Here is a 24955-nt window from a genome sequence, read left to right as displayed (position 1 = left end):
ACATGGCTAAAGAATCAATGAAAGCCCGCGAGGTTAAGAGAGAAAAAACAGTAGCTAAGTATGCTGAGAAAAGAAAAGCTTTGTTAGAAGCTGGAGATTTCGTAGGTTTGCAAAAGTTACCAAAAAATGCTTCGCCAGTTCGTTTGCACAATCGTTGTAAATTAACAGGTAGACCAAGAGGGTATATGCGTCAATTCGGTCTTTCACGTGTTACATTTCGTGAAATGGCAAATAACGGATTGATACCAGGTGTTAAAAAAGCATCTTGGTAAAATCAATTATGAATTTCAAATTACGAATTGCATTTTAAATGTCATTCGTAATTTGAAATTCGTAATTATTGAAATTTATAAATTGGTTTCAGGTTCGATAAATAGTTTGTCGAAAACCAAAACCGCAAATTAATACACATGTATACAGATCCTATTGCCGATTATTTGACAAGAGTTCGTAACGCAGTGGCTGCAAACCACAAAGTTGTTGAAATTCCTGCATCTAATCTAAAAAAAGAAATAACTAAGATCTTATTTGATCAAGGTTATATCTTGAGTTACAAATTTGAAGACAACGCTGTTCAGGGTTCAATCAAAATCGCTTTGAAGTATGATAAAGATACTAAAGAGTCAGTAATTAAAGATATCCAAAGAATTAGTAAACCAGGTTTACGTAAATATTCAAGTTCTTCTACCATTCCTAGAATCCTTAACGGATTAGGAATTGCTATTGTTTCTACTTCAAAAGGTTTAATGACTGGAAAGAAAGCGAAACAACTGAATGTTGGTGGCGAAGTAATTTGTTACGTATACTAATTTTAAAGACTATATAAGATGTCAAGAATAGGTAAAAGCCCAGTAACAATACCAGCTGGAGTAACTGTTACAGTTGCGGATGGTATTATTACGGTAAAAGGAAAAAATGGTCAACTAACTCAGGAGTTTTCGGACGTAACTGTAACGGTTGAAGGGGATCTAGTTCAAGTAGAAAGATCTTCTGATCACAAAGACCAAAGAGCAAAACACGGATTGTACAGATCTTTAATCAATAACATGATTATCGGTGTAACAGAAGGTTTTACTAAGTCATTAGAATTGGTAGGAGTTGGTTATAGAGCTTCTAATCAAGGACAAAAATTAGATTTAGCACTTGGTTACTCTCACAATATAGTTTTAGAAATCGCTTCGGAAGTGACTTTAGAAACGATATCTGAAAAAGGTAAAAATCCAATTGTTAAATTAACATCATTTGACAAACAACTTTTAGGTCAGGTAGCTGCGAAAATCAGAGGTTTCCGTAAGCCTGAGCCGTACAAAGGAAAAGGTGTTAAATTTGTAGGTGAAGTATTAAGAAGAAAAGCAGGTAAATCAGCTTAAAAAATAAGATTATGTCATTAACAAAACCTGAAAGAAGACAACGAATTAGATTCAGAATTAGAAAGACAATTAGTGGTACTGCTACTAATCCAAGACTATCTGTATTTAGAAGTAACAAAGAAATTTACGCTCAACTTATTGATGACGTAAACGGAGTTACTATATTGGCAGCTTCTTCAAGAGAAAAAGAAATAGGTAACGGTACGAACATTGAAGTTGCTACAGCAGTTGGAAAACTAGTTGCTGAAAAAGCTTTAAAAGCTGGGATAGACGTAGTAACTTTCGATAGAGGAGGTTATTTATATCACGGACGTATTAAATCATTAGCGGAAGGCGCAAGAGCGGCTGGACTTAAATTCTAATATAGTATGTCTAATAGTAAATACAAGAATGTAGAGTTAGTAAAACCAAGTGGTCTTGAATTAAAAGATCGTCTGGTAAGTGTAAATCGTGTTACTAAGGTTACAAAGGGTGGTAGAGCTTTTGGTTTTTCTGCTATTGTAGTTGTAGGTGATGAAAACGGAGTGGTTGGACACGGATTAGGAAAATCTAAAGATGTTTCTGAAGCAATTGCGAAAGCAGTAGAAGATGCTAAGAAAAATTTAGTAAAAATTCCTTTGAATGGTCAATCAGTTCCTCACGAACAAAAAGGTAAATTTGGTGGTGCACGTGTTTTCTTAATTCCTGCCTCTCACGGTACGGGAGTTATTGCTGGTGGAGCTGTTCGTTCAGTTCTTGAATCAGTGGGAATTCATGATGTATTATCTAAATCTCAAGGATCTTCAAATCCTCACAACGTGGTAAAAGCAACTTTTGATGCTTTATTACAAATGAGAAGTGCTTATACTGTTGCAAAACAAAGAGGCGTTTCTTTAGAAAAAGTTTTTAAAGGTTAATTCAAGGAAATTATGGCTAAATTATTAGTAAAACAAGTTAGAAGCAAAATCAACTGTCCCCTTACACAAAAAAGAGGATTAGAAGCTTTAGGTCTACGTAAAATGGGACAAGTTGTAGAGCATGATTCAAACCCTACAATCCTTGGGATGATAAATAAAGTTAAACACTTAGTTTCTGTTGAAGAAGCTAAATAACAAATACTGTTATGAATTTAAGTAACTTACAACCTGCTGAAGGTTCTACACACAATCAAAATAAAAGATTAGGTAGAGGAGAAGGTTCTGGAAAAGGTGGTACTTCTGCAAGAGGTCACAAAGGAGCAAAATCTCGTTCTGGTTATTCTAAAAAGATTGGTTTTGAAGGAGGTCAAATGCCACTTCAAAGACGTGTGCCTAAGTTTGGTTTTACAAACATCAATCGTAAAGATTACGAAGGTGTAAATCTTGATACACTGCAACTTTTAGTTGATAATGGTGTTATTAAAGATACTGTTGATATGACAGTTTATGTTGCTAATCGTTTAGCTACTAAAAATGAAATCGTTAAGATTTTAGGTAGAGGTGAATTGACAGCAAAATTAAAAGTAACCGCTCACAAATTTACTGCTACTGCAAAAGCTGCTATTGAAGCTGCTGGTGGAGAAGCTGTAACAATGTAATTTTTCAATTAATATGAAGAAATTTATTGAATCAATAAGTAATGTCTGGAAAATCGAGGAACTGAAAAATAGAATCCTAATAACATTGGGTTTGCTTTTAGTTTATCGTTTTGGGGCTCAAGTAACCCTGCCAGGTATTGATGCAACACAGTTAGGTAATTTAGCTGGGCAAACTAAAGAAGGAATTGGTTCAATTCTTGACATGTTTACTGGAGGTGCTTTTTCTCAAGCTTCTGTTTTTGCTTTGGGAATTATGCCTTATATTTCTGCTTCCATTGTGGTTCAGTTAATGGGAATTGCGATTCCTTATTTGCAAAAACTTCAAAGTGATGGAGAAAGCGGTAGAAAAAAGATTAATCAAATTACACGTTGGTTGACAATTGGGATTACTTTAGTTCAAGGTCCAACTTACATCTATAATTTATATAGAACATTACCTAGTAATGCATTTTTATTGGGATTCAATTCATTTGAATTCTTATTTTCTTCAGTTATTATTTTAGTTACAGGGACAATTTTTGCCATGTGGTTAGGAGAAAAAATTACTGATAAAGGAATTGGAAATGGTATTTCTTTGTTAATTATGGTTGGAATTTTGGCTAGATTACCTCAGGCTTTTATTCAAGAGTTTACAACAAGAGTTACCAACAATAATGGTGGACCGATGTTGTTAGTTATTGAGATCATTATTTGGTTATTAGTTATCATTTGTTGTGTACTATTGGTTATGGCGATCAGGAAGATTCCTGTTCAATATGCGCGTCGTACAACATCGGGTGATTTTGAACAAGACATGTTGGGTGGAAACAGACAATGGATTCCTTTGAAGCTTAATGCTTCTGGGGTTATGCCAATAATTTTTGCGCAAGCAATTATGTTTATTCCAGCTGCTTTAGCAGGTTTGTCTAAATCAGATGCTTCACAATCAATTGTGGGCGCTTTTAGTAATATGTTTGGATTCTGGTATAATTTTGTATTTGCAACTTTAATAATTGTATTTACTTTCTTTTATACTGCAATCACCGTACCTACTAACAAAATGTCTGATGATTTAAAGAGAAGCGGTGGTTTTATTCCCGGTATTAGACCAGGAGTTGAAACCTCTGATTATCTTGACAAGGTGATGTCTTTGATAACTTTTCCAGGATCTTTATTTCTTGCTTTGATAGCTGTGTTCCCAGCAATTGTTGTAAGTCTTATGGATGTTCAGCAATCTTGGGCAATGTTTTTTGGAGGTACTTCATTAATAATTATGGTTGGAGTTGCTATAGACACAATGCAGCAAATCAATTCATACTTGTTGAATAAGCATTATGATGGTTTAATGAAAAGTGGTAAAAATAGAAAAGCAGTAGCTTAACTTTATGGCAAAACAATCAGCAATAGAACAAGACGGATCAATCATTGAAGCATTATCAAATGCAATGTTCCGTGTAGAGTTAGAAAATGGACATATTGTAATAGCCCATATATCTGGAAAAATGCGTATGCATTATATCAAATTATTACCTGGTGATAAAGTGAAACTAGAAATGAGCCCTTACGATTTGTCAAAAGCAAGAATTACTTATAGATATTAAAGGATATTCAAAATGAAAGTTAGAGCTTCAGTAAAAAAGAGAAGTCCCGAGTGCAAAATTGTGCGAAGAAAAGGGAGATTGTACGTAATAAACAAAAAGAATCCTAGATTTAAACAAAGACAAGGATAATTATGGCAAGAATAGCAGGGGTAGATATCCCAAAAAATAAGAGAGGTGTTATAGCACTTACCTATATCTTCGGATTAGGAAGCAGTAGAGCTATTGAGATTTTAGAAAAAGCTCAAGTTAGCCAAGATAAAAAAGTTCAAGACTGGAATGATGATGAGATCGGAGCAATTCGTGAAGCAGTATCAGCTTTCAAAATTGAAGGAGAATTACGTTCTGAAGTTTCTTTAAACATCAAACGTTTAATGGATATTGGATGTTATAGAGGTATCCGTCATAGAACTGGTCTTCCTTTAAGAGGACAAAGAACTAAAAACAACTCTAGAACAAGAAAAGGTAAAAGAAAAACTGTTGCCAACAAGAAAAAAGCAACTAAATAATAAGTAATATGGCTAAAGCAACTGCAAAAAAACGTAAAGTTATCGTTGAATCAACGGGAGAAGCTCATATTTCTGCTACTTTTAACAATATCATCATTTCTTTGACAAACAAAAAAGGTGAAGTTATTTCTTGGTCTTCAGCTGGTAAAATGGGTTTTAGAGGTTCTAAAAAGAACACTCCATACGCAGCCCAAATGGCAGCAGAAGATTGTAGTAAAGTAGCTCTTGAAGCTGGACTTAAAAAAGTAAAGGTTTATGTAAAAGGACCAGGAAACGGACGTGAGTCTGCTATCCGTTCTTTGCATAACGGTGGAATTGAAGTGACTGAGATTATCGATGTTACTCCAATGCCTCACAACGGATGTCGTCCTCCTAAAAGACGTAGAGTTTAATAATATATTTTTAGTATAACCTAGGCAGAATACCGATTATCGAAGGATAAGACCTGAATTCATAATCTCTACCTTAAACAATTTAAAATGGCAAGATATACTGGTCCAAGTACAAGAATCGCCCGTAAATTCGGCGAAGCAATCTTCGGAGACGATAAAGCTTTCGAAAAAAGAAATTATCCACCCGGACAACACGGGATGGCTAAAAAAAGAGGTAAAAAATCTGAATTCGCTATCCAGTTGATGGAAAAGCAAAAAGCTAAATATTCTTACGGAATTTTAGAAAAACAATTCAGAGGTTTATTTAAAAAAGCATCAGCTACTAAAGGTGTTACTGGTGAAGTTCTTTTACAATTATGTGAAGCAAGATTAGATAACGTTGTTTTTAGAATGGGTATTGCTCCTTCTAGAAGAGGTGCGAGACAACTTGTTTCCCACAGACACGTTACTGTGAATGGTGATGTAGTAAATATTGCTTCTTACCACCTTAAACCTGGTGATAAAGTTGCAGTTCGTGAAAAATCTAAATCTTTAGAAGCAATCGAACGTTCTTTATCTAATTCAAGTCATGTTTATGAATGGATTACTTGGAATAATGATATTAAAGAAGGTACTTTTGTTTCTGTACCTGCGAGACTTCAAATCCCAGAAAACATTAAAGAACAATTAATCGTAGAGTTGTACAACAAATAATAATTGACTTAGTCGAAATTTATGGCAATATTTAATTTTCAGAAGCCCGATAAAGTTATCATGATCGATTCAACCGATTTTGAAGGTAAATTTGAATTCAGACCTTTAGAACCAGGATACGGATTGACCGTTGGTAATGCACTTAGAAGAGTTTTGCTTTCAGCATTAGAAGGTTATGCAATTACATCTGTTCGCATTGAAGGTGTAGATCATGAATTTTCTACTATTCCAGGAGTTGTTGAAGACGTTACCGAAATTATCCTTAATCTAAAACAAGTACGTTTCAAACGTCAAATCGAAGATATCGATAATGAATCAGTTACTATTTCTGTTTCAGGTAAAGATCAATTAACAGCTGGTGATTTTCAAAAATTTATTTCAGGTTTCCAAGTTCTGAACCCAGAACTTGTTATCTGTAATTTAGACAGTAAGATCAAACTTAATTTCGATTTGACTATCGAGAAAGGTAGAGGATATGTTCCTGCTGAAGAGAACAAAAAACAGAATGCTGCAATTGGAACTATTTTTACTGACTCAATTTTTACTCCGGTAAAAAATGTGAAGTATGCCATTGAAAACTTCCGTGTAGAGCAAAAAACAGATTATGAAAAATTAGTTTTTGAAATTAAAACTGATGGTTCTATCAATCCAAAAGATGCCCTTACTGAAGCTGCAAAAGTTTTAATTCACCATTTCATGTTGTTTTCTGACGAAAGAATTACACTTGAGGCTGACGAAATTGCACAAACAGAATCGTATGATGAAGAGTCATTACACATGAGACAACTGCTTAAAACTAAGCTTGTTGATATGGATCTTTCTGTAAGAGCATTAAATTGTTTGAAAGCGGCTGAAGTTGATACACTTGGTGATTTAGTATCGTTCAATAAAAATGACCTAATGAAATTCCGTAATTTTGGTAAAAAATCTTTAACTGAACTAGATGAACTAGTTGCTATTAAAAATTTGAACTTCGGAATGGATTTAGCAAAATACAAACTAGATAAAGAATAATCTAAGCCGCAAGGTTTAAATTTACATAGCAATGAGACACGGAAAAAAATTCAATCACTTAAGCAGACAGACTGCACATAGAAAATCTATGTTAGCTAATATGGCTTGTTCTCTTATCGAGCACAAACGTATTAACACTACTGTTGCTAAAGCAAAAGCGCTTAAACAATTCGTTGAGCCGCTTATAACAAAATCAAAAGACGATACTACTCACAATCGTCGTATTGTTTTTGCTTACTTACGTAGCAAATATGCGGTAACTGACTTGTTCAGAGACGTAGCTGCTAAAGTAGGAGACCGTCCAGGTGGATACACTCGTATCATTAAAGTTGGAAATCGTTTAGGAGATAATGCTGATATGGCAATGATCGAATTGGTAGATTTCAATGAACTTTACAATGGTGGTAAAAAAGAAGTTAAAAAAGCAAAAAGCCGTCGTGGTGGTAAAGCTAAGAAAGATGAAGCTACTGAAGCTCCAGTTGCCGAAACTGAAACAACTACAGAGACTGCTGAATAATTATGAAAATAATCATTCAATAAAAATCAAGGATAAGCTATTTATAGTTTATCCTTTTTTTTTGATTTTTTTTTAGAGCAAAAGCTTCGGGATTTAACGGGATATTGTCCTGCTTTGTTCGGCATTTTGCTTTGAAAGAAAAAGCTAAATAATCTCTGCTGGCATACGGGATCATTAGGTCAAGATTAGAATGTTTTTATTTTACAATAAATTTCAAAAACTTGCATCCATTGCTATAAAGAATTAAATTTGCACAATATTTAACTACAAATGAAACGAGCTTTGCGAGTTCCATGACACTATTAAAAAAGTAATAGAAATCAACGAATGAAATATACAACACGACAAAAAGCAATTGTTCTATTAAGTGACGGAACCATTTTTCACGGAAAATCTATTGGTATCAGTGGAACCACTTTTGGAGAAGTTTGTTTTAACACAGGAATGACAGGTTATCAGGAAATATTCACTGACCCTTCTTATTTTGGTCAATTAATGGTAGCGACCAATGCTCACATTGGAAATTATGGGGTAAACGATTCAGAAGTTGAATCACAAAGTATTAAAATAGCTGGATTAATTTGTAAAAACTTTAGCTTCAATTATTCACGAGAAGATGCTTCGGGGAGTTTAGAAGAGTATTTTATCAAACAAAACCTGATCTGCATATCTGATGTAGATACCCGAGCTCTTGTAAGTTACATTCGAGACAATGGCGCTATGAATGCTGTAATTTGTACTGATGAAACTTCAATTGAAGACCTAAAGGTTGTCTTGGCAAAAGTTCCGGATATGAAAGGTTTAGAATTAGCGTCTAAAGTATCAACTAAGGAACCGTACTTCTTTGGAGATGAAAATGCAACCTATAAAATTGCTGCACTTGATTTAGGAATTAAAATGAATATCCTTCGTAATCTTGCTAAAAGAGATTGCTATATCAAAGTCTTTCCTTTTGATTCTTCGTATCAGGATTTATCGGAATTCAATCCAGATGGCTATTTTTTATCCAATGGACCCGGAGATCCAGAGCCGCTTTCTGGTGCTATACAAGTAGCAAAAGAAATTCTTGAAAATGACAAACCTTTATTTGGAATCTGTTTAGGACATCAAGTTATTGGTTTGGCCAATGGAATTTCGACCTATAAAATGTTTAACGGACACAGAGGAATAAATCATCCTGTAAAAAATATCATTACCGGAAAAGGAGAAATCACGTCTCAAAATCATGGTTTTGCCGTTAATAAGGAAGAATTGGATAATCATCCTGATTTAGAAATTACACATCTCCACCTAAACGACGGAACGGTTGCGGGTATGCGAATGAAAAATAAAAATTGCTTCTCTGTTCAATACCATCCGGAAGCAAGTCCTGGGCCACATGATTCTTCTTATCTTTTCGATCAATTTATGGAGAACATAAAAGGATAAATTAGAATATTTTCCTAGATTAGATATTGAAAAAAGGTTTGACTTAATTAAAAGTCAAACCTTTTTTTATTAATTACTATTACATACTGAAAGGATAGGTGTCAGGAATCTGGTTTCCATCTGGTTGGATGTGTATGGGATGTAATGCACTTTTTTCGTCAAGAAAAATAAAAGCATCATATCTTTTGGGTAGTATTGTCGGAACATAATTCCCGAATCTTTCCTGCTCTGGATTATAAACAACACCTATTGCTCTATGGCCTATGTATGATGAAAGACATTTTTCGTGCTTTACTTTACTCATTAATAACAATTTGTTTTTTTCTATTACTGGCAAGATGAAAAGCATGTTCCCAACTGCCCACAACAGCTTCAGGAACTTTTATTTTTCGCATAGAATCTCCCCATTCTCTTCCCGCTACGACACTTCCTTTGTAAGATCCAAATCCAACTGCAACTACTCCATCAGTCAGATGTTGTTCTCTTAATAACTGCCCTACATTTACCATTCCTTCAGATGCCATATCTGTAGCTCGTGCATCTCCAATGTGGGTGTTGTGTTCCCAGACTATAATTTTGCGTCCTTTCCATGGAATATCATGAGGCGTTCTATAGTCGAAACCATGTGTTCATCACGGATATTCCAAGAGGCAGATCCTCTTTTTATCATGGCGCGATAATATTTCTCAGCATTTCTGGCAATGAATGCGTTTTGTTCTGTACTCAGAACATTTTCAGGATCGTGATTGTAATTGGGGACATTTTTTATAATTTCCGTAAGCAAGTGCAGGATTTCGTTCTCACATAATTCCGGGACGAAAGAAGATGCTCTGGCATAAGATTGCCCTTCATCTCTGTTGTAGGGTTCAAAACATTTCATAGCTTTTTTTGCAATTGCGGGTGCTTTTGGGTCATTCTTTTCTAAATATTGAATGATCGAATTCATAGATTCTCTGAAACTGTATACATCTAATCCGTAAAATCCGATTCTTTGATCTTTAGAGAAATTTTCGTTGTAAACCTTTAGCCAATCAATGAATGCTGCTATTTCCCAATTTGCCCACATCCAAGTTGGCCATCTATTAAATTCATGCATCACGTTAAAGATATCTTTTGCAGAATCTAAATATCCTTTTGCATACCGATTTAAACGATAGCAATCCGGCCAGTCCCCTTCAACACCTACAAATGAAAATTTTTTTTCCTGAATGAGTCGTTGTGTTATTTTAGCTCTCCAAGTATAATATTCATGTGTGCCGTGTGAGGCTTCGCTCAAAAGAACATATTTTGCATCTCCTATATAGTCAACTGGTGGGTTTAAATCTTCTGTGTTTTCCAATGTAGAAGCCGTTTTATTCAATAATGCTACAATTTCACTAGAATCTATTAAATTGTTAAGGTTTTTTAAAGCTTGCCTCACATTTTTATTTTTTAATTTAGAAAAAGATTTGTGATAATTGCTGACCTAAGAAACTATAATAACAGATAGTTTTTTTTGCTTATAAAAATTGGTATAAACTTAATGTATATAATTGATAATGAGTGCTTTTTTATTTAATTTGGTGAATGAATTTATTCATTATAAGTAAAACTAATATCCTTAAGTTTTAGTCGAAATTTCCTGAATTAAATTTTAATGGAATTCAAAAAAATAACGGATAATGTAAAAATAAATTCTTAAAATAGTTTAAATGTTTTGTTTTTCAAAAAATTATAACGTTTTCGTTAATAACATTCATTATTTTGATAAAATCATTCCAAAAGATAGAATATATTTGTATTTTAAAATTTAAAATTTTAGTATATGAGTATTATTATCAAAATTCACGCAAGACAAATTTTCGATTCAAGAGGAAATCCTACAATAGAAGTAGATGTAATTACAGATAATGGTGTTTTAGGAAGAGCAGCAGTACCATCTGGAGCTTCCACTGGAGAACATGAAGCAGTTGAGTTACGTGATGGAGGAAAAGCATTTCTTGGAAAAGGAGTTTTGAATGCTGTGAAAAATGTGAATACCATTATTTCTGAAGAACTTTTGGGTGTTTCAGTTTTCGAACAAAATTTAATTGATCAAACGATGATTGATTTAGATGGTACTCCAAATAAATCAAAATTAGGGGCAAATGCAATTTTAGGTGTTTCATTAGCTGTAGCAAAAGCGGCTGCTAATGAATTAGGATTGCCTTTATACAGATACGTAGGGGGTGTTTCGGCAAATACATTGCCAGTGCCAATGATGAATATTATTAATGGAGGATCACATTCTGATGCGCCTATTGCTTTTCAAGAGTTCATGATTTTTCCTGTGAAAGCAACTTCTTTTTCACATGCAATGCAAATGGGAACTGAAATTTTTCATAGTTTGAAAAAAGTGTTACACGATAGAGGTCTTTCAACTGCAGTAGGTGATGAAGGTGGTTTTGCACCTAATCTTCCTGGAGGAACTGAAGATGCTTTGGATACCATCAAAAAAGCCGTTGAAACTGCAGGTTATACTTTTGGAGATGAAATCATGATCGCTTTAGATTGTGCCGCTGCAGAATTTTATGTGAACGGTAAGTACGATTACACTAAATTTGAAGGCGAAACAGGTAAGATTAGATCTTCTGCTGAGCAAGTTGATTATTTAGCTGAATTAGCAGCTAAATATCCGATTATTTCTATTGAAGATGGTATGGATGAGAATGATTGGGATGGATGGAAATTGCTTACGGATAAAATTGGAGATAAAGTACAATTAGTTGGAGATGATTTATTTGTTACTAATGTAACGCGTTTGTCTACCGGTATCGAAAAAGGAATCGCTAATTCAATTCTTATTAAAGTAAACCAAATTGGAACTTTGACTGAAACTATTGCAGCTGTTAATATGGCTAAAAATGCAGGATATACTTCAGTAATGTCCCACCGTTCAGGAGAGACAGAAGATAATACAATTGCAGATTTAGCAGTAGCTTTAAACTGTGGTCAAATTAAAACAGGTTCAGCTTCTCGTTCTGACCGTATGGCTAAATACAACCAATTATTAAGGATTGAGGAAGAATTAGGAAACACCGCTTATTTTCCTGGTAAAAATGCTTTCAAAATCAAATAATTTATTTTGATATTTTTATTTAAAGCCATTCACATTTCGTGAATGGCTTTTTTTGGTAATATTTAACACTTTCATTGTCTTATTGTCTTTTTAATTAGTGTTTAATTCCCTAGATTTGATAAATTATTATTTTAAAAGTTTATTTTCAATTATATTATGTCAAAAATAGCAACATTAGAAATTGATGGAAAAAAAATTGAACTGCCTATAATTGTAGGAAGTGAAAATGAAGTTGCCATCGATATTAACAAATTACGTGATTTATCCGGTATAATAACACTTGACCCTGGTTATAAGAATTCAGGTTCTTGCACAAGTGACATCACTTTTTTAGATGGAGAATTGGGGATTCTTCGTTATAGAGGATATTCAATTGAAGATTTAGCAGAAAAAGCTGATTTTCTGGAAGTATCTTACCTTTTAATTTTTGGAGAATTGCCTACTACTAAGCAGTTAGCGCAATTTGAAACGGATATTAGAAAATACACTTTGGTCAATGAAGAAATGAAAAACATCATTGATGGTTTTCCTAAAACAGCACATCCAATGGGTGTTTTGGCTGCTTTGACAAGTGCATTGACAGCATTTAACCCTAAATCGGTTAATGTTGACAATGAAAAAGAAATGTATGAAGCAGTATGTAAAACTATGGGTAAATTCCTAGTTATTGCAACTTGGACTTATAGAAAAAGCATGGGCTATCCTTTAAATTATTATGATAATACCAAAGGATATGTAGAAAACTTCTTGTGTTTAATGTTTGAACTGCCAACAGAACCTTACACGGCAAATCCTGTAGTTATAGATGCTTTAGATAAATTGTTTATTCTTCACGGAGATCATGAGCAAAACTGTTCTACATCAACCGTTAGAATGGTAGGCTCTTCTCATGCAGGATTATTTGCATCGATTTCTGCCGGAGTTTCTGCGCTTTGGGGACCATTACATGGAGGAGCAAATCAAGCAGTTCTTGAAATGTTAGAAGAAATCCATAGAAATGGTGGAGATGCTGATAAATATATGGCTAAAGCCAAAGACAAAAACGACCCTTTTAGATTAATGGGTTTTGGTCATAGAGTCTACAAGAATTTTGATCCAAGAGCGAAAATTATTAAAAAAGCGGCTAACGAAGTTTTAGCAACTTTAGGCGTTGAAGATCCAATTCTTGCGATCGCTAAGAAACTAGAAGAATCAGCTTTAGAAGATGAATATTTCAAATCAAGAAATTTATATCCTAATGTAGATTTCTATTCTGGAATTATTTACAGGGCTTTAGGGATTCCTACAGATATGTTTACAGTAATGTTCGCCATAGGGCGTTTGCCGGGTTGGATCGCACAATGGAAAGAAATGCGTGAAAATAAGGAGCCTATCGGAAGGCCAAGACAAATTTACACAGGGCATCCTTTGAGGGATTTTGTGCCAACAGATAAAAGATAAAATCAGTTTAAAAAGCTTCACTAATTAGTGAAGCTTTTTTTATATTTGCCAAAAGCTAAAAACACATGTTAGAGTTAAATATAAAGAATGAAACTTCGAGGCTTAGAGTAGTAGTTCTGGGTTCAGCAGTGAATAATGGACCTACGCCAAAGGTTGAGGAAGCTTACGACCCAAAATCATTGGAGCATATATTAGCAGGAACCTATCCATTAGAAAAAGATATGGTGAGTGAAATGGAAGCATTTAATACTGTGCTGAAAAAATATGATGTGACCGTTTATCGTCCAGAAATGATTGAAAATTACAATCAGATATTTACAAGAGATATAGGTTTTGTAATTGATGACATTTTTGTGAAATCAAATATTTTGCCAGATAGAGAACGAGAACTAGATGCTATTCAATATATAATTGACCAAATTAATCCTAACAAAGTGGTGCGCCCTCCAGAGGAAGTTCACATAGAAGGTGGTGATGTCATGTTGTGGAACGATTATATTTTCATTGGAACCTATAAAGGTAGCGACTACAAAGATTACATTACTGCACGAACGAATATACAAGGAGTGCACTATATTAAAGATTTATTCCCTAATAAAATTGTTAAAGAATTTGATTTAGTAAAATCTAAAATAGAAGCTCGTGACAACGCATTACATTTAGACTGTTGTTTTCAACCTCTAGGGAATGACAAAGGAATTATCTATAAAAATGGATTCCGTGAAGAAGCAGATTATCTATTTCTGGTAAATCTCTTTGGAAAAGAAAACCTATTTCACATCACTAGAGACGAAATGTATAATATGAATTCCAATGTTTTTTCTATCGATACAAATGTTGTTGTTTCAGAAAGAAATTTCACCAGACTTAACAATTGGTTGCGAGGAAACGGTTTTGTAGTCGAAGAAATTCCATACGCAGAAATTGCAAAACAAGAAGGACTATTACGATGTTCAACCTTACCTTTAATAAGAGATTAATTCAATGTAAAAACGTATTGTGGTAGAGACGCACTGTAGAGACGCACTGCAGTGCGTCTCTACCAAATAAATAAATAAAAAAATAAAATCATGAAACAAACTACAAATTCCATATTGATGATTCGCCCGGTTGCGTTTAGAATGAACGAACAAACGGTAGTCAATAATTATTATCAAAAAGTATTAGACGGACTTTTGCCTGCAACGGTAAATGCCAAAGCGCAGCAAGAATTTGATGCTTTTGTCGAAAAATTAACAGCAGTTGGTGTTGATGTTACGGTAGTTGATGATACGTTGCATCCAGATACTCCAGATAGTGTTTTTCCGAACAACTGGATTTCTTTTCACGAGAATGGTGATGTAGCTTTATATCCAATGTTTGCTGAAAATCGACGTCAGGAGCGTCGCGAAGATATTTTGGATATTTTGGAAGATAAAGGTTTTGTGATTAACAACATTGTTGATTATACATCAGCTGAAGAAGATGGATTTTTCTTGGAAGGAACTGGAAGTTTACTTTTGGATAGAACCAACGCAAAAGCATATTGTGCTTTGTCTCCAAGAGCTGATGAAGAATTATTCATCGAATTCTGTGAAGACTTTGATTATGCGCCAGTAATTTTTGAAGCTTTTCAAACTGTCGATTCAGAACGAAAACTGATTTACCACACGAATGTAATGATGTGTCTGGGAGAAACTTTTGCAGTAATTTGCTCGGATTGTATCGATGATAAGAAAGAGCGTAAAATGGTTTTGGATAATCTGAAAGAAAACGGTAAAGAAATCATTTTAATCACCGAAGCCCAAATGAACAATTTTGCAGGTAATATGCTTGAGGTTCTTGGAGCAAATGACAAACGATATTTGGTTATGAGTGCAGCTGCACATCAAAGTTTGAGTCCAAAACAAATGGAGCAATTAGAAAAACATGCTGAAATTTTAAGTTCAAGTTTAGATACCATTGAAGCTTGTGGCGGAGGAAGCGCAAGGTGCATGATGGCAGAAATTTTCTTACCTAGAAATTAATTTTTTTAATCTGGGCAAAGTCACTATTCTTTGCCCAGATTAAACTACTTAGGCTAAATTTCCTTTTATAATATTGATAATTGCACTCACAATATATTGTATTCCTATCGCAATTACAATGAAACCTACAATTCTTGATATCGCAACAATTCCGGATGCTCCAAGTATTTTTGCTAAATAATGAGCGCTTTTCAGGATGATAAAAATTGCAACTGCTATGGCAAGAATAGCGGCTGAGGAAATAAGGATGTCGGTAGTTGTATTGTGTTCCTGATAAAAGGCAATAAGTAAAGAAATAGAACCTGGTCCGGCAAGCATTGGGATTGCAAGTGGAGTCAACGCAATGTCATTCCTTTTTTGAGCATCAGTTTCTGTTTTTTTATTAATACCTCTCTTCTTAGTAAATTGTCCGGAAAGTAATGAAAATCCGGAGTTCACAATAATAATTCCTCCTGCAATTCTAAGCGCATCAATACTGATTCCAAAAAAAAGTAGTACATATTGCCCTATAAAAAACGAGACGATAAGAATAAGAAATACATTTATTGCCGTCCATAAAGAAATTCTGGAACGCTCCTTTTTAGTGTCATTTTGTGTCAGTCCTACAAAAATAGGAACGGTGCCAATAGGATTCAATACCGAAAAAAGTGCGACAAACAGATAAATAAATAGATCCATATTTTGTTTTTAAGATTGTAAAAATACTCTTTTTTTACTTTTTAATGTTAGGGTAATGTTTTTTCTTACTTTTATAACTAAACCTAATAATTGCTAAACTGATGGACCTTTTTCATTACTTTTGCAAAATATAATTACAGAAAATGATAAAAAATAAAAAAACGCTTGTTCTTGGAGCTTCAACAAAACCAGCTAGATATTCTTTTATAGCAATTGAAAAACTGGTTGAAAAAGGGCATTCTGTTCTTGCGATTGGTCAAAATGCGGGAGAAGTAGCCGGAATAAAAATTCAAACGAAGGCTATTCCTTTAAAAAATATCGATACCGTTACACTTTATCTGAATCCTTCGCGTCAGCGTGATTATTACAATTATATCGTTGAGGCACAGCCAAAACGAGTTGTTTTTAATCCAGGAACTGAGAATCCAGAGTTCTATCAATTGTTGAAATTAAATGACATCAAAGTCGAGGTAGCGTGTACACTAGTTATGTTGGCAACAAATCAATATTAATTTTAGGAGCTTCTTCCAGCTGTACGCTATATCTTTTCTTGTCCCGTTAAAAAAACGGGACAAGAAAAGGATGCCGCTTCCATCTGGGCTAAAACTAAAATCGTGTTCCGGATGTAGCATTCTTGCTAATCAATACTAATCCAAGGAAAGTGATTAGCCCGTTTACGATTATGAGTTCGTTATCGAAAACATATCCAAAAAACAATGTTTTCGAATTTTCGCTTATAAAGTACGTTACAACCGGAGATAATAAGCATATAATCGGAACAAACTTGTCTTTGACTGTTTTTGATTTTACAAATAATCCAAAACAATACAATCCCAAAAGTGGACCATACGTATAGGATGCAACCCTAAAAATCATCCCTACCACAGAACTGTCATTGATAGCATTAAAGAAAATAATCACCAGGAACATTAGAAACGAAAAGGCAATATGAACAAAATGTCTGGTTCGTACTACATTTGGTTTTCCTAGATTTTCTGCTTTATCCATGCCTAAAAAATCCACACAGAACGAAGTGGTTAGTGCTGTTAATGCGGAATCTGTTGTGGCAAAAGTGGCTGCCGTTAATCCCAACAAGAAAATAACGGATGGTATTAGTGTCAAATGGTTAAAGGCAATTTCAGGAAATAGTAAATCGGTTCTGGGTTTTCCGGTAACTAAATCAGTTGGAACTTCTATTCCGTTTTTAGTAGCATAAATATAAAGTAAAGCACCCACGCTAAGGAAAAAAATATTAATTAGTACAAATATCCCTGTGAAAGTAAACATGTTTTTTTGTGCTTCGCCAATGTTTTTGCAACTTAGGTTTTTCTGCATTAAATCCTGATCCAAACCTACCATGGCAATGGTTACAAAAATTCCTCCCAGAATTTGCTTTGCAAAATGAAATTTATTGGACACAAAATCTTCGAAGAAGAATATTTTAGAGTAATTACTGTTTTTTACTGCTTCAAAAGCTTCAAAAAGATTCAAATTTAAACTTTTGCAAACAAAGAAAATCGTTAAAAAGACAGAAGACACTAAGAAAAAGGTTTGTAAAGTATCCGTAATAATAATGGTTTTCAATCCACCTCGATAGGTATACGCAAATATCAAAGCTAGCGAAATTAAAACCGTTACTGCAAACGGAACACCATAAAAGTCAAAAACAAAACGTTGCAAAACGATCACAACAAGATACAATCTGAATGCAGATCCAATTGTTCGGCTAATCAGGAAAATAGTTGCGGCAGTTTTATAGGAGTAAATTCCTAATCGATGTTCGATATAACTATAAATAGAAGTCAGATTCATTCGATAATACAGCGGTAGCAGTACTTTTGCAATAATAATGAAACCGATAGCATTGCCTAATACAAATTGAAAATATTTGAATTGTTCTCCATTTGGTGAGCCTACTTCTCCCGGGACTGAAATAAAAGTCACTCCAGAAAGCGCCGTGCCAATCATTCCAAAAGCAACTAAGTACCATTTGGAGTTTTTATTAGCTTTAAAAAAAGCATCATTTCCGCTGTCTTTTTTGCTTACAGTATGAGAGATGTAAAATAAAATTCCAAAATAAACGATTATGAGTAGTAGAATGGTGCTGGGAGTCATTTTGTATAAAAATTGGTTGGACCAAATTACATAAATAATCTTCAAATTTTCAAATTTTCTATCCCGAACGTTTGGGACAAATTAACTACTTTTGCTGTTATGGAATTTTCTTCAAAACTTATAGAAAAAGCGGTTAATGAAATGTCTCAATTACCAGGTATTGGTAAACGAACGGCGTTGCGATTGGTGTTGCATTTGCTAAAACAGCCCAAAGAACAAACGGGTTTTTTATCACAAGCCTTGGTTGCTATGCGGGAGGATATAAAGTATTGCAATAGCTGTCATAATATTTCGGATAGTGTACTGTGCGAAATTTGTGCGAATCAGAGCAGAAATCACCAAATCATTTGTATTGTTGAGGATATTCGCGATGTCATGGCAATTGAAAATACGGGTCAGTTCAGAGGGGTTTATCATGTTCTTGGGGGTAAAATTTCTCCTATCGACGGGGTTGGGCCAAGTCAGTTGAATATAACAACTTTAGTCGAGAAAGTGAAATCAGGTAGTGTCAACGAAATAATTTTTGCGTTAAGCTCCACAATGGAGGGCGACACCACTAATTTTTACATTTATAAACAAATCGCTGATTGTGAAATAATCATGTCCACAATTGCAAGAGGAATTTCTGTAGGGGATGAGCTGGAATATGCTGACGAAGTTACCTTGGGAAGGAGTATCTTGCAAAGAGTTCCTTTTGAAAAGTCGTTCAAAAATAATTAATCCATTTAATGAATAGCGATGCTTTTTAAATAGTAAATGAAAAGCTATATTTGTCGTTAAAAATATTGAAAATGAGCAAGTCCGTACTCAATTTGTTGTTGTTTGTTAGTGTGTTATTCACTTCTTGTATTCCAACTCAAGATTTAATTTACCTTCAGAAAAAGAACAATTCAGATGGCGAAAGTGTGATTGCCGCTGTAGAGTCAAAACCATACCGATTGCAAACGAATGACGTTTTGAGTATTACCATAAAAGCAATAGATCCAAAATTGGTCGCTATTTTTAGTCCTTCCGGTGAAGGTGCAGCAGCAGGTAAATCAGAGTCAGGATTGTATTTTGACGGTTTTACAGTGGATGATCATGGCAATATAAGAATTCCTGTTTTGGGAGAATTAAATGTTATAGGGTATACACTGGATGAAATCAGAGTTAGAGTTGAAAAGCAATTGTTAGCAGAGTATTTTAATACCGAGGCTAATATTTTTGTAACGGTTAAATTAGCCGGTTTTAGATATGTTGTTAATGGAGAAATAGGAAGCACGGGTACTAAAACTTTGTTTCAAGAGCAGGTAACCATTATGGAAGCTATTGCTAATGCTGGAGATATTACTATTACCGGAGATAGAAAAGCAGTTACAGTTATGCGAAAAACGCCAACGGGTGTTCAAATGCACGATTTAGACCTTACGGATATAAATGTGATGCAATCCCCTTATTTTTATTTACAGCCAAATGATTATATTTATATAAAGCCGCTTAAGCAAAAAACGTGGGGAACCGGAAAAACAGGGATAGAATCTCTGGGCACAATTATTACATTGCTGTCATTAGCTACAACTACTTTTTTATTATTAAAAAATTAAAACAGCGCTCAAAAAATGTTAGATATAAAAGATTTTTCGATTTTTGAAAATCAAGTAAGCTTTGACTTTAAGGGTTTTTTAATAAAAATTGGAAGTTATTGGAAGTGGTTTTTGATAAGCTTATTGATCACTTTCACGATTGCTTACCAAGTAAATATTCGTAAAGAAAAAATTTACGGTATGGAAACACTTATTTCCGTAAAAGAAGAAAGTAATCCTCTTTTTACTTCAAATACCAGTTTAGTCTTTAATTGGGGAGGTACTTCAGACCAAGTTGAGACGATATCAACGACTTTGCAGTCCAGATCGCATAATGAACTGGTTGTGGATAAATTACAATATTATATTAATTACTTAGTTCAAGGGGAGTATAATTTGGTAGACGCTTATGGTTCCGTTCCTTTTTACGTGAATATTGATAAGTCTAAAGGACAACTAGCGGGAACTTTAATAGGAATTAAGTTTATAAGTGAAGATACGTATGAAATTAGAATTTCTTTTGAGAACCCAAACGCATCTGTAATTACTTATCTTGATAATTCATACAGTACTACAGCAGTAGCAACCGGAGATTTTGTAAAAAGATATAAGGTTGGCGAAAAAGTTTCTTTACCTTTTTTAAATTGGAAGTTGCAAATAAATGAAAACCCAGGCTTCTATAAAGGAAACGAATATTTTGTACAGTTTAGCGATTTTAATGGAACGGTTTCAGCATACAAAGGCATCAATGTAAGCTCAGACGATAAAGGAGGTTCTATAATTACCTTGGGTATGCAAGGAACTAATAAAGCAAGAATGGTTGAGTATTTGAACGCAACTGTAAAAATGCTTATCAAAAGGCAATTAGATAGTAAGAACCAGTTTGCGACCAATACAATTGCTTTTATAGACAGCACATTAGTTACCATGGAATCCCAGCTTAAGGAAACTGGCAACGAGCTAAAAACCTTTAGGAAAGGCAAAAACATATACGATATAGAGGAAGGCGGCGCTAAATTTTCAGAAAAGATTTTGGAATTTGATGTCAAAAAAGACGAGGTTAATCGTAAAATGGCGTATTATAATTCATTAAAAGCATACTTAAAAAACAGTGTAAACTACGCAAAACTTCCCGCACCATCGGTTGCAGGAATAGAAGATCCTAATATTGTAGTAAATGTTTCGAAGTTAATTGCATTGTCTACTCAACGATCAGAAATGGCTTATGCTGTAAAAAGTGATAAAATATTTAAGGATTTTGACAATCAAATGGAGGCTGTCAAAAATGTTTTGTTAGAAAATATAGCAACAGCCAAAGCTTCTCTTCAGTATGATTTAGCTATGGTGAGCAGTAAAATAAGTGAGACAGAAAGTACTATAAAGCAACTTCCGGAGGATCAACAAGAGCTAATCAAGATTAAAAGAAAATACGATTTAAGCGATAATATTTATAGTACTTTTCTTCAAAAAAGAAGCGAAGCCGATATTGTTAAAGCAGCAAACCTATCAGATGTTCATTTTATAGATCCCGCTAAGGATGTTGGCGGAGGGCTTATAGGACCAAAAACATCCGTTAATTATATCTTGGCTTTATTTCTGGGCCTACTTTTTCCGTTGGTTTTTGTATTTGCCGTTTTCTTTATCAATAATTCGATTCAGAACACAGAGGACATTAGTAAAATGACAAATATCCCTTTAATAGGGGTTGTTGGGGTTAATAAAGAGAATACCAATTTAGCTGTTTTTGACAAGCCAAAATCAGCTTTATCTGAATCCTTTAGAGCCATTCGTTCTTCTCTTCAGTTCCTTTATAAACAGCAAAATCTAGACGGAGCAAAGACACTTATGATCACCTCTTCTGTGAGTGGTGAGGGAAAAACATTTTGTTCCATAAACATCGCTACAGTATTTGCACTCAGTGAGAAAAAAACAGTAGTTATTGGGTTAGATTTAAGAAAACCAAAACTGTCGGCTGAATTTAATATATCGAATGAAGTTGGGGTAGTAAATTATCTAATAAAGCAAAAAACGATTGACGAAATCATAAATCATACACACATCCCTTTTCTAGATGTTATTTTGTCAGGACCAGTTCCGCCCAATCCTGCTGAAATGATAATGAGTGGAGGAATGGGAGAATTGATTGGAGAGTTAAAGAAAAAATACGATTATATTATTCTGGATACACCGCCAGTAGGCTTGGTATCAGATGCTTTGGAGTTAGCACAATATTGCGATGTTACTTTATATATCGTAAGACAAAATTTTACTAAAAAAGACATGATAACGCTGTTAAACAACAGAGTGAAACGCGGCGAGTTGAATAACACCAGTATTATTTTGAATGGTTTAGAGAATAAAGCTAAGTATGGTACTGGTTACGGGTATGGTTATGGCTACGGGTATGGCTATGGTACCTATGCAAATGGATACTATGAAGAGGGTACAACTAAGAGTATTTATCAAAGGATAGCACAGAAAATTTTGAATAAACAAACGAAGTAATTGATTGTTTTAAAATAAGAACAGATGATAATAGAAATGAAAAGTTCCGTTTTAATAACGGGAGGGGCAGGATTTATAGGCTCTAATCTTTGTGAATATTTTTTGTCTAAAGATTATAAGGTTGTTTGTTTTGATAATTTTGCAACCGGGTACAGACATAATTTAAAAGACTTTATAAATCATCCGAATTTTCGTTTGATAGAAGGGGATATTCGTAATGCAGCGGAATGTCAAAATGCAGTGCAAGGAGTAGATTATGTTTTGCATCAAGCGGCTTTAGGTTCTGTGCCAAGATCTATAAATGATCCTGTTACTACAAATGATGTCAATGTTTCCGGTTTTTTGAACATGTTAGTCGCTTCAAGAGATGCAAAAGTGAAGCGGTTTATCTATGCGGCAAGTTCTTCGACCTATGGTGACTCAGAAGCTTTACCTAAAGTGGAAACCGTTATTGGAAAACCGCTGTCTCCTTATGCAATTACTAAATATGTAAATGAACTGTATGCTGAAATCTTTAGCCGAACCTATGGTTTAGAGACTATCGGGTTGCGTTATTTTAATGTTTTTGGTCGAAAGCAAGATCCTAACGGAGCATATGCAGCGGTCATCCCCAAATTTGTAATGCAATTGATGCAATTAGAAAGTCCAAAAATAAATGGGGATGGAAACTATTCCCGTGATTTCACCTACATCGATAATGTAATTCAAATGAATGAGTTGGCCATGTTAGTGAAAAATCCAGAAGCGATAAATACGGTTTACAATACCGCCTATGGCGACAGGAATACGTTGAATAATTTAGTTGATTATTTAAAAGAATTCTTAGGTGTTTATGATGAAAGAATTGCTGCTGTCGAGATAGAATATGGGCCTAACAGAGCGGGTGACATTCCACATTCTCTGGCAAGTGTTGAGAAAGCTAAATTATTATTGGGTTATAATCCAAAATATTCCATGCAAGAAGGATTAAAAGAAGCAGTGGAATGGTATTGGGAGAACTTGCGTGAGAAATGAATAGTAAGCGGTGAATAGTTAGAAGGAATTAGAAATGGAAAATAATAAAAGAATGAAGATTACAAAAATTTGTTGCATTGGAGCGGGATATGTAGGAGGTCCGACGATGGCTGTCATTGCTCAGAAATGTCCACAAATACAAGTTACAGTAGTAGACTTAAATGAAGAGCGAATTGCGGCATGGAATGATCAAAATGTAGATAATATACCCATTTATGAACCAGGTTTAAGCGAAATTGTTGCTGAAGCCAGAGGGAAAAACTTGTTTTTTTCTACGGATGTGGAAAAAGCAATAGACGAAGCTCAAATTATTTTTATATCGGTTAATACCCCTACCAAAACCTATGGAAAAGGGAAAGGGATGGCGGCTGATTTGAAATATATTGAATTGTGTGCGAGACAAATTGCCAGAGTAGCCAAAGACAACAAAATTGTAGTTGAAAAATCGACGCTTCCGGTAAGAACAGCCGAAGCGATAAAAAGTATTTTAGATAATACGGGGAACGGCGTTCAGTTTCAAATTCTATCTAATCCAGAGTTTTTAGCAGAAGGAACTGCGGTTCAGGATTTGCTAAATCCTGATAGAATCTTAATAGGAGGAGATTCTTCAGAAGAAGGACAGTGTGCCATTCAATCTCTTGTTGCTGTATATTCGAATTGGGTTGCTTCCGATAAAATATTAACGACTAATGTTTGGTCATCAGAGCTGTCTAAGCTTACGGCAAATGCCTTTTTGGCACAACGAATTTCTTCGATAAATGCGATGTCTGAGCTATGTGAAAAAACAGGGGCAGATATAAATGAAGTAGCAAAAGCGATCGGAATGGATAGCAGAATAGGATCGAAATTCCTTAAAGCATCTGTGGGATTTGGTGGTTCTTGTTTCCAAAAGGACATATTAAATTTGGTGTACATCGCAAAATCGTATGGATTGCATGAAGTTGCTGATTATTGGGAGCAGGTAATTATAATGAATGACCATCAGAAAAGACGTTTTTCTAACAATATAGTGCAAACGCTTTACAATACGGTTTCGGATAAAAAAATAACCTTTCTAGGTTGGGCTTTCAAAAAAGACACGAATGATACCAGAGAGTCGGCTGCTATTTATGTTGCTGATGATTTGATTAATGAACATGCGAAAATTGCGGTTTATGACCCAAAGGTGTCCAAGAAAAAGATTATTGACGATTTAAATTATTTAGAAACCAGAAGTACGGAATTAAATAGCAATAGTGTCAGTTTTTTTGATAATCCTTACGAAGCGTGTCAGAACGCACATGCGATTGCGATACTTACGGAATGGGATGAATTCATAAATTACGATTGGCAAAAAATATACGATTCGATGCAAAAACCTGCTTTTGTTTTTGACGGGAGAAATTTATTGGATGCATCAGAATTAAAGGCTATTGGTTTTGTTTATCAGGCTATTGGGTCATAAAGACAGGGTGCGAAATAAAAAGAAAGCAACGTTAGAAAG

The 24955-nt window shown here is 34.4% G+C and carries 29 protein-coding genes and 1 pseudogene; 26 read left to right on the top strand and 4 right to left on the bottom strand.

The annotated features are described in order from the left end of the window. Positions 1 to 2 precede the first annotated feature (2 nt). The 16 genes from rpsN (at position 3) to carA (ending at position 9055) form a co-directional block, all read left to right on the top strand. On the top strand, positions 3 to 272 hold the full coding sequence (gene rpsN, locus ACNQGD_RS09950) for a 30S ribosomal protein S14 (RefSeq protein ID WP_007136553.1): 270 nt from the start codon (positions 3 to 5) through the stop codon (positions 270 to 272). Positions 273 to 410: 138 nt separating this feature from the next. Then, entirely contained in the window at positions 411 to 809 is a 399-nt protein-coding gene (rpsH, locus tag ACNQGD_RS09945; protein ID WP_066081018.1) for a 30S ribosomal protein S8, read from the top strand. Between the two features lie 18 nt (positions 810 to 827). Then, positions 828 to 1370 carry a 50S ribosomal protein L6 gene (gene rplF, locus ACNQGD_RS09940; RefSeq protein WP_417993331.1) on the top strand — a complete coding sequence of 181 codons (543 nt, stop codon included), beginning with the start codon at positions 828 to 830 and terminating at the stop codon, positions 1368 to 1370. A gap of 11 nt (positions 1371 to 1381) precedes the next feature. Further along, positions 1382 to 1732: a 50S ribosomal protein L18 gene (rplR, locus tag ACNQGD_RS09935; protein WP_113636694.1), complete on the top strand. Its 351-nt coding sequence runs from the start codon at positions 1382 to 1384 to the stop codon at positions 1730 to 1732. Between the two features lie 6 nt (positions 1733 to 1738). Next, positions 1739 to 2266: a 30S ribosomal protein S5 gene (gene rpsE / locus ACNQGD_RS09930; RefSeq protein ID WP_035668102.1), complete on the top strand. Its 528-nt coding sequence runs from the start codon at positions 1739 to 1741 to the stop codon at positions 2264 to 2266. 12 nt (positions 2267 to 2278) lie between these two features. Then, positions 2279 to 2461 (top strand): 50S ribosomal protein L30, encoded by a 183-nt coding sequence (gene rpmD / locus ACNQGD_RS09925; protein ID WP_027310825.1) that lies wholly within the window; start codon positions 2279 to 2281, stop codon positions 2459 to 2461. Between the two features lie 11 nt (positions 2462 to 2472). After that, positions 2473 to 2925, top strand: a complete 453-nt coding sequence (gene rplO, locus ACNQGD_RS09920) for a 50S ribosomal protein L15 (protein WP_066081007.1) — start codon at positions 2473 to 2475, stop codon at positions 2923 to 2925. Between the two features lie 13 nt (positions 2926 to 2938). After that, positions 2939 to 4285: a preprotein translocase subunit SecY gene (secY, locus tag ACNQGD_RS09915; protein ID WP_282717546.1), complete on the top strand. Its 1347-nt coding sequence runs from the start codon at positions 2939 to 2941 to the stop codon at positions 4283 to 4285. Between the two features lie 4 nt (positions 4286 to 4289). Continuing rightward, positions 4290 to 4505: a translation initiation factor IF-1 gene (gene infA / locus ACNQGD_RS09910; RefSeq protein WP_007136545.1), complete on the top strand. Its 216-nt coding sequence runs from the start codon at positions 4290 to 4292 to the stop codon at positions 4503 to 4505. A gap of 12 nt (positions 4506 to 4517) precedes the next feature. Beyond that, the gene (gene ykgO, locus ACNQGD_RS09905) at positions 4518 to 4634 is read left to right on the top strand and encodes a type B 50S ribosomal protein L36 (protein WP_008992256.1); all 117 of its coding nucleotides are present in this window, start codon (positions 4518 to 4520) and stop codon (positions 4632 to 4634) included. A 2-nt stretch (positions 4635 to 4636) separates the two neighbouring features. After that, positions 4637 to 5011: a 30S ribosomal protein S13 gene (gene rpsM, locus ACNQGD_RS09900; RefSeq protein WP_039110216.1), complete on the top strand. Its 375-nt coding sequence runs from the start codon at positions 4637 to 4639 to the stop codon at positions 5009 to 5011. 8 nt (positions 5012 to 5019) lie between these two features. Beyond that, positions 5020 to 5403: a 30S ribosomal protein S11 gene (gene rpsK, locus ACNQGD_RS09895; protein ID WP_024981527.1), complete on the top strand. Its 384-nt coding sequence runs from the start codon at positions 5020 to 5022 to the stop codon at positions 5401 to 5403. 87 nt (positions 5404 to 5490) lie between these two features. Further along, complete coding sequence (rpsD, locus tag ACNQGD_RS09890; protein WP_073210389.1) at positions 5491 to 6096, top strand: 30S ribosomal protein S4; 606 nt, start codon at positions 5491 to 5493, stop codon at positions 6094 to 6096. A gap of 21 nt (positions 6097 to 6117) precedes the next feature. After that, complete coding sequence (locus tag ACNQGD_RS09885) at positions 6118 to 7110, top strand: DNA-directed RNA polymerase subunit alpha (protein WP_417973165.1); 993 nt, start codon at positions 6118 to 6120, stop codon at positions 7108 to 7110. Between the two features lie 31 nt (positions 7111 to 7141). Further along, a complete protein-coding gene (gene rplQ / locus ACNQGD_RS09880) occupies positions 7142 to 7627 on the top strand; it encodes a 50S ribosomal protein L17 (protein ID WP_417999179.1) in 486 nt (161 codons plus the stop codon). A gap of 327 nt (positions 7628 to 7954) precedes the next feature. Further along, positions 7955 to 9055: a glutamine-hydrolyzing carbamoyl-phosphate synthase small subunit gene (gene carA / locus ACNQGD_RS09875; protein ID WP_417999178.1), complete on the top strand. Its 1101-nt coding sequence runs from the start codon at positions 7955 to 7957 to the stop codon at positions 9053 to 9055. A gap of 79 nt (positions 9056 to 9134) precedes the next feature. Here carA and ACNQGD_RS09870 read toward each other — a convergent pair whose 3' ends face one another. Further along, positions 9135 to 9359 carry an erythromycin esterase family protein gene (locus ACNQGD_RS09870; RefSeq protein ID WP_417999177.1) on the bottom strand — a complete coding sequence of 75 codons (225 nt, stop codon included), beginning with the start codon at positions 9357 to 9359 and terminating at the stop codon, positions 9135 to 9137. Further along, positions 9352 to 10475, bottom strand: a pseudogene (locus tag ACNQGD_RS09865) (erythromycin esterase family protein). The gene ACNQGD_RS09870 and the pseudogene ACNQGD_RS09865 overlap by 8 nt, the downstream one beginning before the upstream one ends. 384 nt (positions 10476 to 10859) lie before the next feature. Here ACNQGD_RS09865 and eno point away from each other — a divergent pair. From eno to ctlX, 4 genes are all read left to right on the top strand, one after another. Continuing rightward, a complete protein-coding gene (gene eno, locus ACNQGD_RS09860) occupies positions 10860 to 12152 on the top strand; it encodes a phosphopyruvate hydratase (RefSeq protein WP_417997020.1) in 1293 nt (430 codons plus the stop codon). 156 nt (positions 12153 to 12308) lie between these two features. Then, positions 12309 to 13592, top strand: a complete 1284-nt coding sequence (locus tag ACNQGD_RS09855; RefSeq protein WP_417999176.1) for a citrate synthase — start codon at positions 12309 to 12311, stop codon at positions 13590 to 13592. A gap of 65 nt (positions 13593 to 13657) precedes the next feature. Then, complete coding sequence (locus tag ACNQGD_RS09850) at positions 13658 to 14572, top strand: dimethylarginine dimethylaminohydrolase family protein (RefSeq protein ID WP_417999175.1); 915 nt, start codon at positions 13658 to 13660, stop codon at positions 14570 to 14572. A 90-nt stretch (positions 14573 to 14662) separates the two neighbouring features. After that, complete coding sequence (gene ctlX / locus ACNQGD_RS09845) at positions 14663 to 15598, top strand: citrulline utilization hydrolase CtlX (protein WP_417997018.1); 936 nt, start codon at positions 14663 to 14665, stop codon at positions 15596 to 15598. Between the two features lie 48 nt (positions 15599 to 15646). Here ctlX and ACNQGD_RS09840 read toward each other — a convergent pair whose 3' ends face one another. Next, positions 15647 to 16276: a MarC family NAAT transporter gene (locus tag ACNQGD_RS09840; protein ID WP_417993324.1), complete on the bottom strand. Its 630-nt coding sequence runs from the start codon at positions 16274 to 16276 to the stop codon at positions 15647 to 15649. A gap of 146 nt (positions 16277 to 16422) precedes the next feature. On the opposite strand from ACNQGD_RS09840, the gene ACNQGD_RS09835 reads away from it, so the two are divergent. Further along, positions 16423 to 16788, top strand: coding sequence for a CoA-binding protein (locus tag ACNQGD_RS09835; protein ID WP_417997043.1), 366 nt, complete (start codon positions 16423 to 16425; stop codon positions 16786 to 16788). Between the two features lie 94 nt (positions 16789 to 16882). Here the strand turns inward: ACNQGD_RS09835 and ACNQGD_RS09830 are convergent, their stop codons facing one another. Continuing rightward, positions 16883 to 18391, bottom strand: coding sequence for a sodium:solute symporter (locus tag ACNQGD_RS09830; RefSeq protein ID WP_417999174.1), 1509 nt, complete (start codon positions 18389 to 18391; stop codon positions 16883 to 16885). A gap of 99 nt (positions 18392 to 18490) precedes the next feature. On the opposite strand from ACNQGD_RS09830, the gene recR reads away from it, so the two are divergent. The 5 genes from recR (at position 18491) to ACNQGD_RS09805 (ending at position 24916) form a co-directional block, all read left to right on the top strand. Next, the gene (gene recR / locus ACNQGD_RS09825; RefSeq protein WP_417997016.1) at positions 18491 to 19111 is read left to right on the top strand and encodes a recombination mediator RecR; all 621 of its coding nucleotides are present in this window, start codon (positions 18491 to 18493) and stop codon (positions 19109 to 19111) included. A 71-nt stretch (positions 19112 to 19182) separates the two neighbouring features. After that, a complete protein-coding gene (locus tag ACNQGD_RS09820) occupies positions 19183 to 19974 on the top strand; it encodes a polysaccharide biosynthesis/export family protein (RefSeq protein ID WP_417999173.1) in 792 nt (263 codons plus the stop codon). Positions 19975 to 19989: 15 nt separating this feature from the next. After that, on the top strand, positions 19990 to 22458 hold the full coding sequence (locus tag ACNQGD_RS09815) for a polysaccharide biosynthesis tyrosine autokinase (RefSeq protein WP_417999172.1): 2469 nt from the start codon (positions 19990 to 19992) through the stop codon (positions 22456 to 22458). Positions 22459 to 22482: 24 nt separating this feature from the next. Further along, entirely contained in the window at positions 22483 to 23472 is a 990-nt protein-coding gene (locus tag ACNQGD_RS09810; protein WP_417999171.1) for an SDR family oxidoreductase, read from the top strand. A 52-nt stretch (positions 23473 to 23524) separates the two neighbouring features. Further along, positions 23525 to 24916: a UDP-glucose 6-dehydrogenase gene (locus ACNQGD_RS09805; protein WP_417999193.1), complete on the top strand. Its 1392-nt coding sequence runs from the start codon at positions 23525 to 23527 to the stop codon at positions 24914 to 24916. The last annotated feature ends 39 nt before the right edge of the window (positions 24917 to 24955 follow it).

This window comes from Flavobacterium glucosi, assembly GCF_048286535.1.
Classification (GTDB): domain Bacteria; phylum Bacteroidota; class Bacteroidia; order Flavobacteriales; family Flavobacteriaceae; genus Flavobacterium.
The sequence above is the reverse complement of the archived record's forward strand: the minus strand, read 5'-3'. Positions and strand labels throughout refer to the sequence as shown.

Bases quoted from the DNA above. Each gene is read 5' to 3' on its own strand.
- rpsN (WP_007136553.1), top strand. From the start codon at position 3: ATGGCTAAAGAATCAATGAAAGCCCGCGAGGTTAAGAGAGAAAAAACA.
- rpsH (WP_066081018.1), top strand. From the start codon at position 411: ATGTATACAGATCCTATTGCCGATTATTTGACAAGAGTTCGTAACGCA.
- rplF (WP_417993331.1), top strand. From the start codon at position 828: ATGTCAAGAATAGGTAAAAGCCCAGTAACAATACCAGCTGGAGTAACT.
- rplR (WP_113636694.1), top strand. From the start codon at position 1,382: ATGTCATTAACAAAACCTGAAAGAAGACAACGAATTAGATTCAGAATT.
- rpsE (WP_035668102.1), top strand. From the start codon at position 1,739: ATGTCTAATAGTAAATACAAGAATGTAGAGTTAGTAAAACCAAGTGGT.
- rpmD (WP_027310825.1), top strand. From the start codon at position 2,279: ATGGCTAAATTATTAGTAAAACAAGTTAGAAGCAAAATCAACTGTCCC.
- rplO (WP_066081007.1), top strand. From the start codon at position 2,473: ATGAATTTAAGTAACTTACAACCTGCTGAAGGTTCTACACACAATCAA.
- secY (WP_282717546.1), top strand. From the start codon at position 2,939: ATGAAGAAATTTATTGAATCAATAAGTAATGTCTGGAAAATCGAGGAA.
- infA (WP_007136545.1), top strand. From the start codon at position 4,290: ATGGCAAAACAATCAGCAATAGAACAAGACGGATCAATCATTGAAGCA.
- ykgO (WP_008992256.1), top strand. From the start codon at position 4,518: ATGAAAGTTAGAGCTTCAGTAAAAAAGAGAAGTCCCGAGTGCAAAATT.
- rpsM (WP_039110216.1), top strand. From the start codon at position 4,637: ATGGCAAGAATAGCAGGGGTAGATATCCCAAAAAATAAGAGAGGTGTT.
- rpsK (WP_024981527.1), top strand. From the start codon at position 5,020: ATGGCTAAAGCAACTGCAAAAAAACGTAAAGTTATCGTTGAATCAACG.
- rpsD (WP_073210389.1), top strand. From the start codon at position 5,491: ATGGCAAGATATACTGGTCCAAGTACAAGAATCGCCCGTAAATTCGGC.
- ACNQGD_RS09885 (WP_417973165.1), top strand. From the start codon at position 6,118: ATGGCAATATTTAATTTTCAGAAGCCCGATAAAGTTATCATGATCGAT.
- rplQ (WP_417999179.1), top strand. From the start codon at position 7,142: ATGAGACACGGAAAAAAATTCAATCACTTAAGCAGACAGACTGCACAT.
- carA (WP_417999178.1), top strand. From the start codon at position 7,955: ATGAAATATACAACACGACAAAAAGCAATTGTTCTATTAAGTGACGGA.
- ACNQGD_RS09870 (WP_417999177.1), bottom strand. From the start codon at position 9,359: ATGAGTAAAGTAAAGCACGAAAAATGTCTTTCATCATACATAGGCCAT.
- eno (WP_417997020.1), top strand. From the start codon at position 10,860: ATGAGTATTATTATCAAAATTCACGCAAGACAAATTTTCGATTCAAGA.
- ACNQGD_RS09855 (WP_417999176.1), top strand. From the start codon at position 12,309: ATGTCAAAAATAGCAACATTAGAAATTGATGGAAAAAAAATTGAACTG.
- ACNQGD_RS09850 (WP_417999175.1), top strand. From the start codon at position 13,658: ATGTTAGAGTTAAATATAAAGAATGAAACTTCGAGGCTTAGAGTAGTA.
- ctlX (WP_417997018.1), top strand. From the start codon at position 14,663: ATGAAACAAACTACAAATTCCATATTGATGATTCGCCCGGTTGCGTTT.
- ACNQGD_RS09840 (WP_417993324.1), bottom strand. From the start codon at position 16,276: ATGGATCTATTTATTTATCTGTTTGTCGCACTTTTTTCGGTATTGAAT.
- ACNQGD_RS09830 (WP_417999174.1), bottom strand. From the start codon at position 18,391: ATGACTCCCAGCACCATTCTACTACTCATAATCGTTTATTTTGGAATT.
- recR (WP_417997016.1), top strand. From the start codon at position 18,491: ATGGAATTTTCTTCAAAACTTATAGAAAAAGCGGTTAATGAAATGTCT.
- ACNQGD_RS09820 (WP_417999173.1), top strand. From the start codon at position 19,183: ATGAGCAAGTCCGTACTCAATTTGTTGTTGTTTGTTAGTGTGTTATTC.
- ACNQGD_RS09815 (WP_417999172.1), top strand. From the start codon at position 19,990: ATGTTAGATATAAAAGATTTTTCGATTTTTGAAAATCAAGTAAGCTTT.
- ACNQGD_RS09810 (WP_417999171.1), top strand. From the start codon at position 22,483: ATGATAATAGAAATGAAAAGTTCCGTTTTAATAACGGGAGGGGCAGGA.
- ACNQGD_RS09805 (WP_417999193.1), top strand. From the start codon at position 23,525: ATGAAGATTACAAAAATTTGTTGCATTGGAGCGGGATATGTAGGAGGT.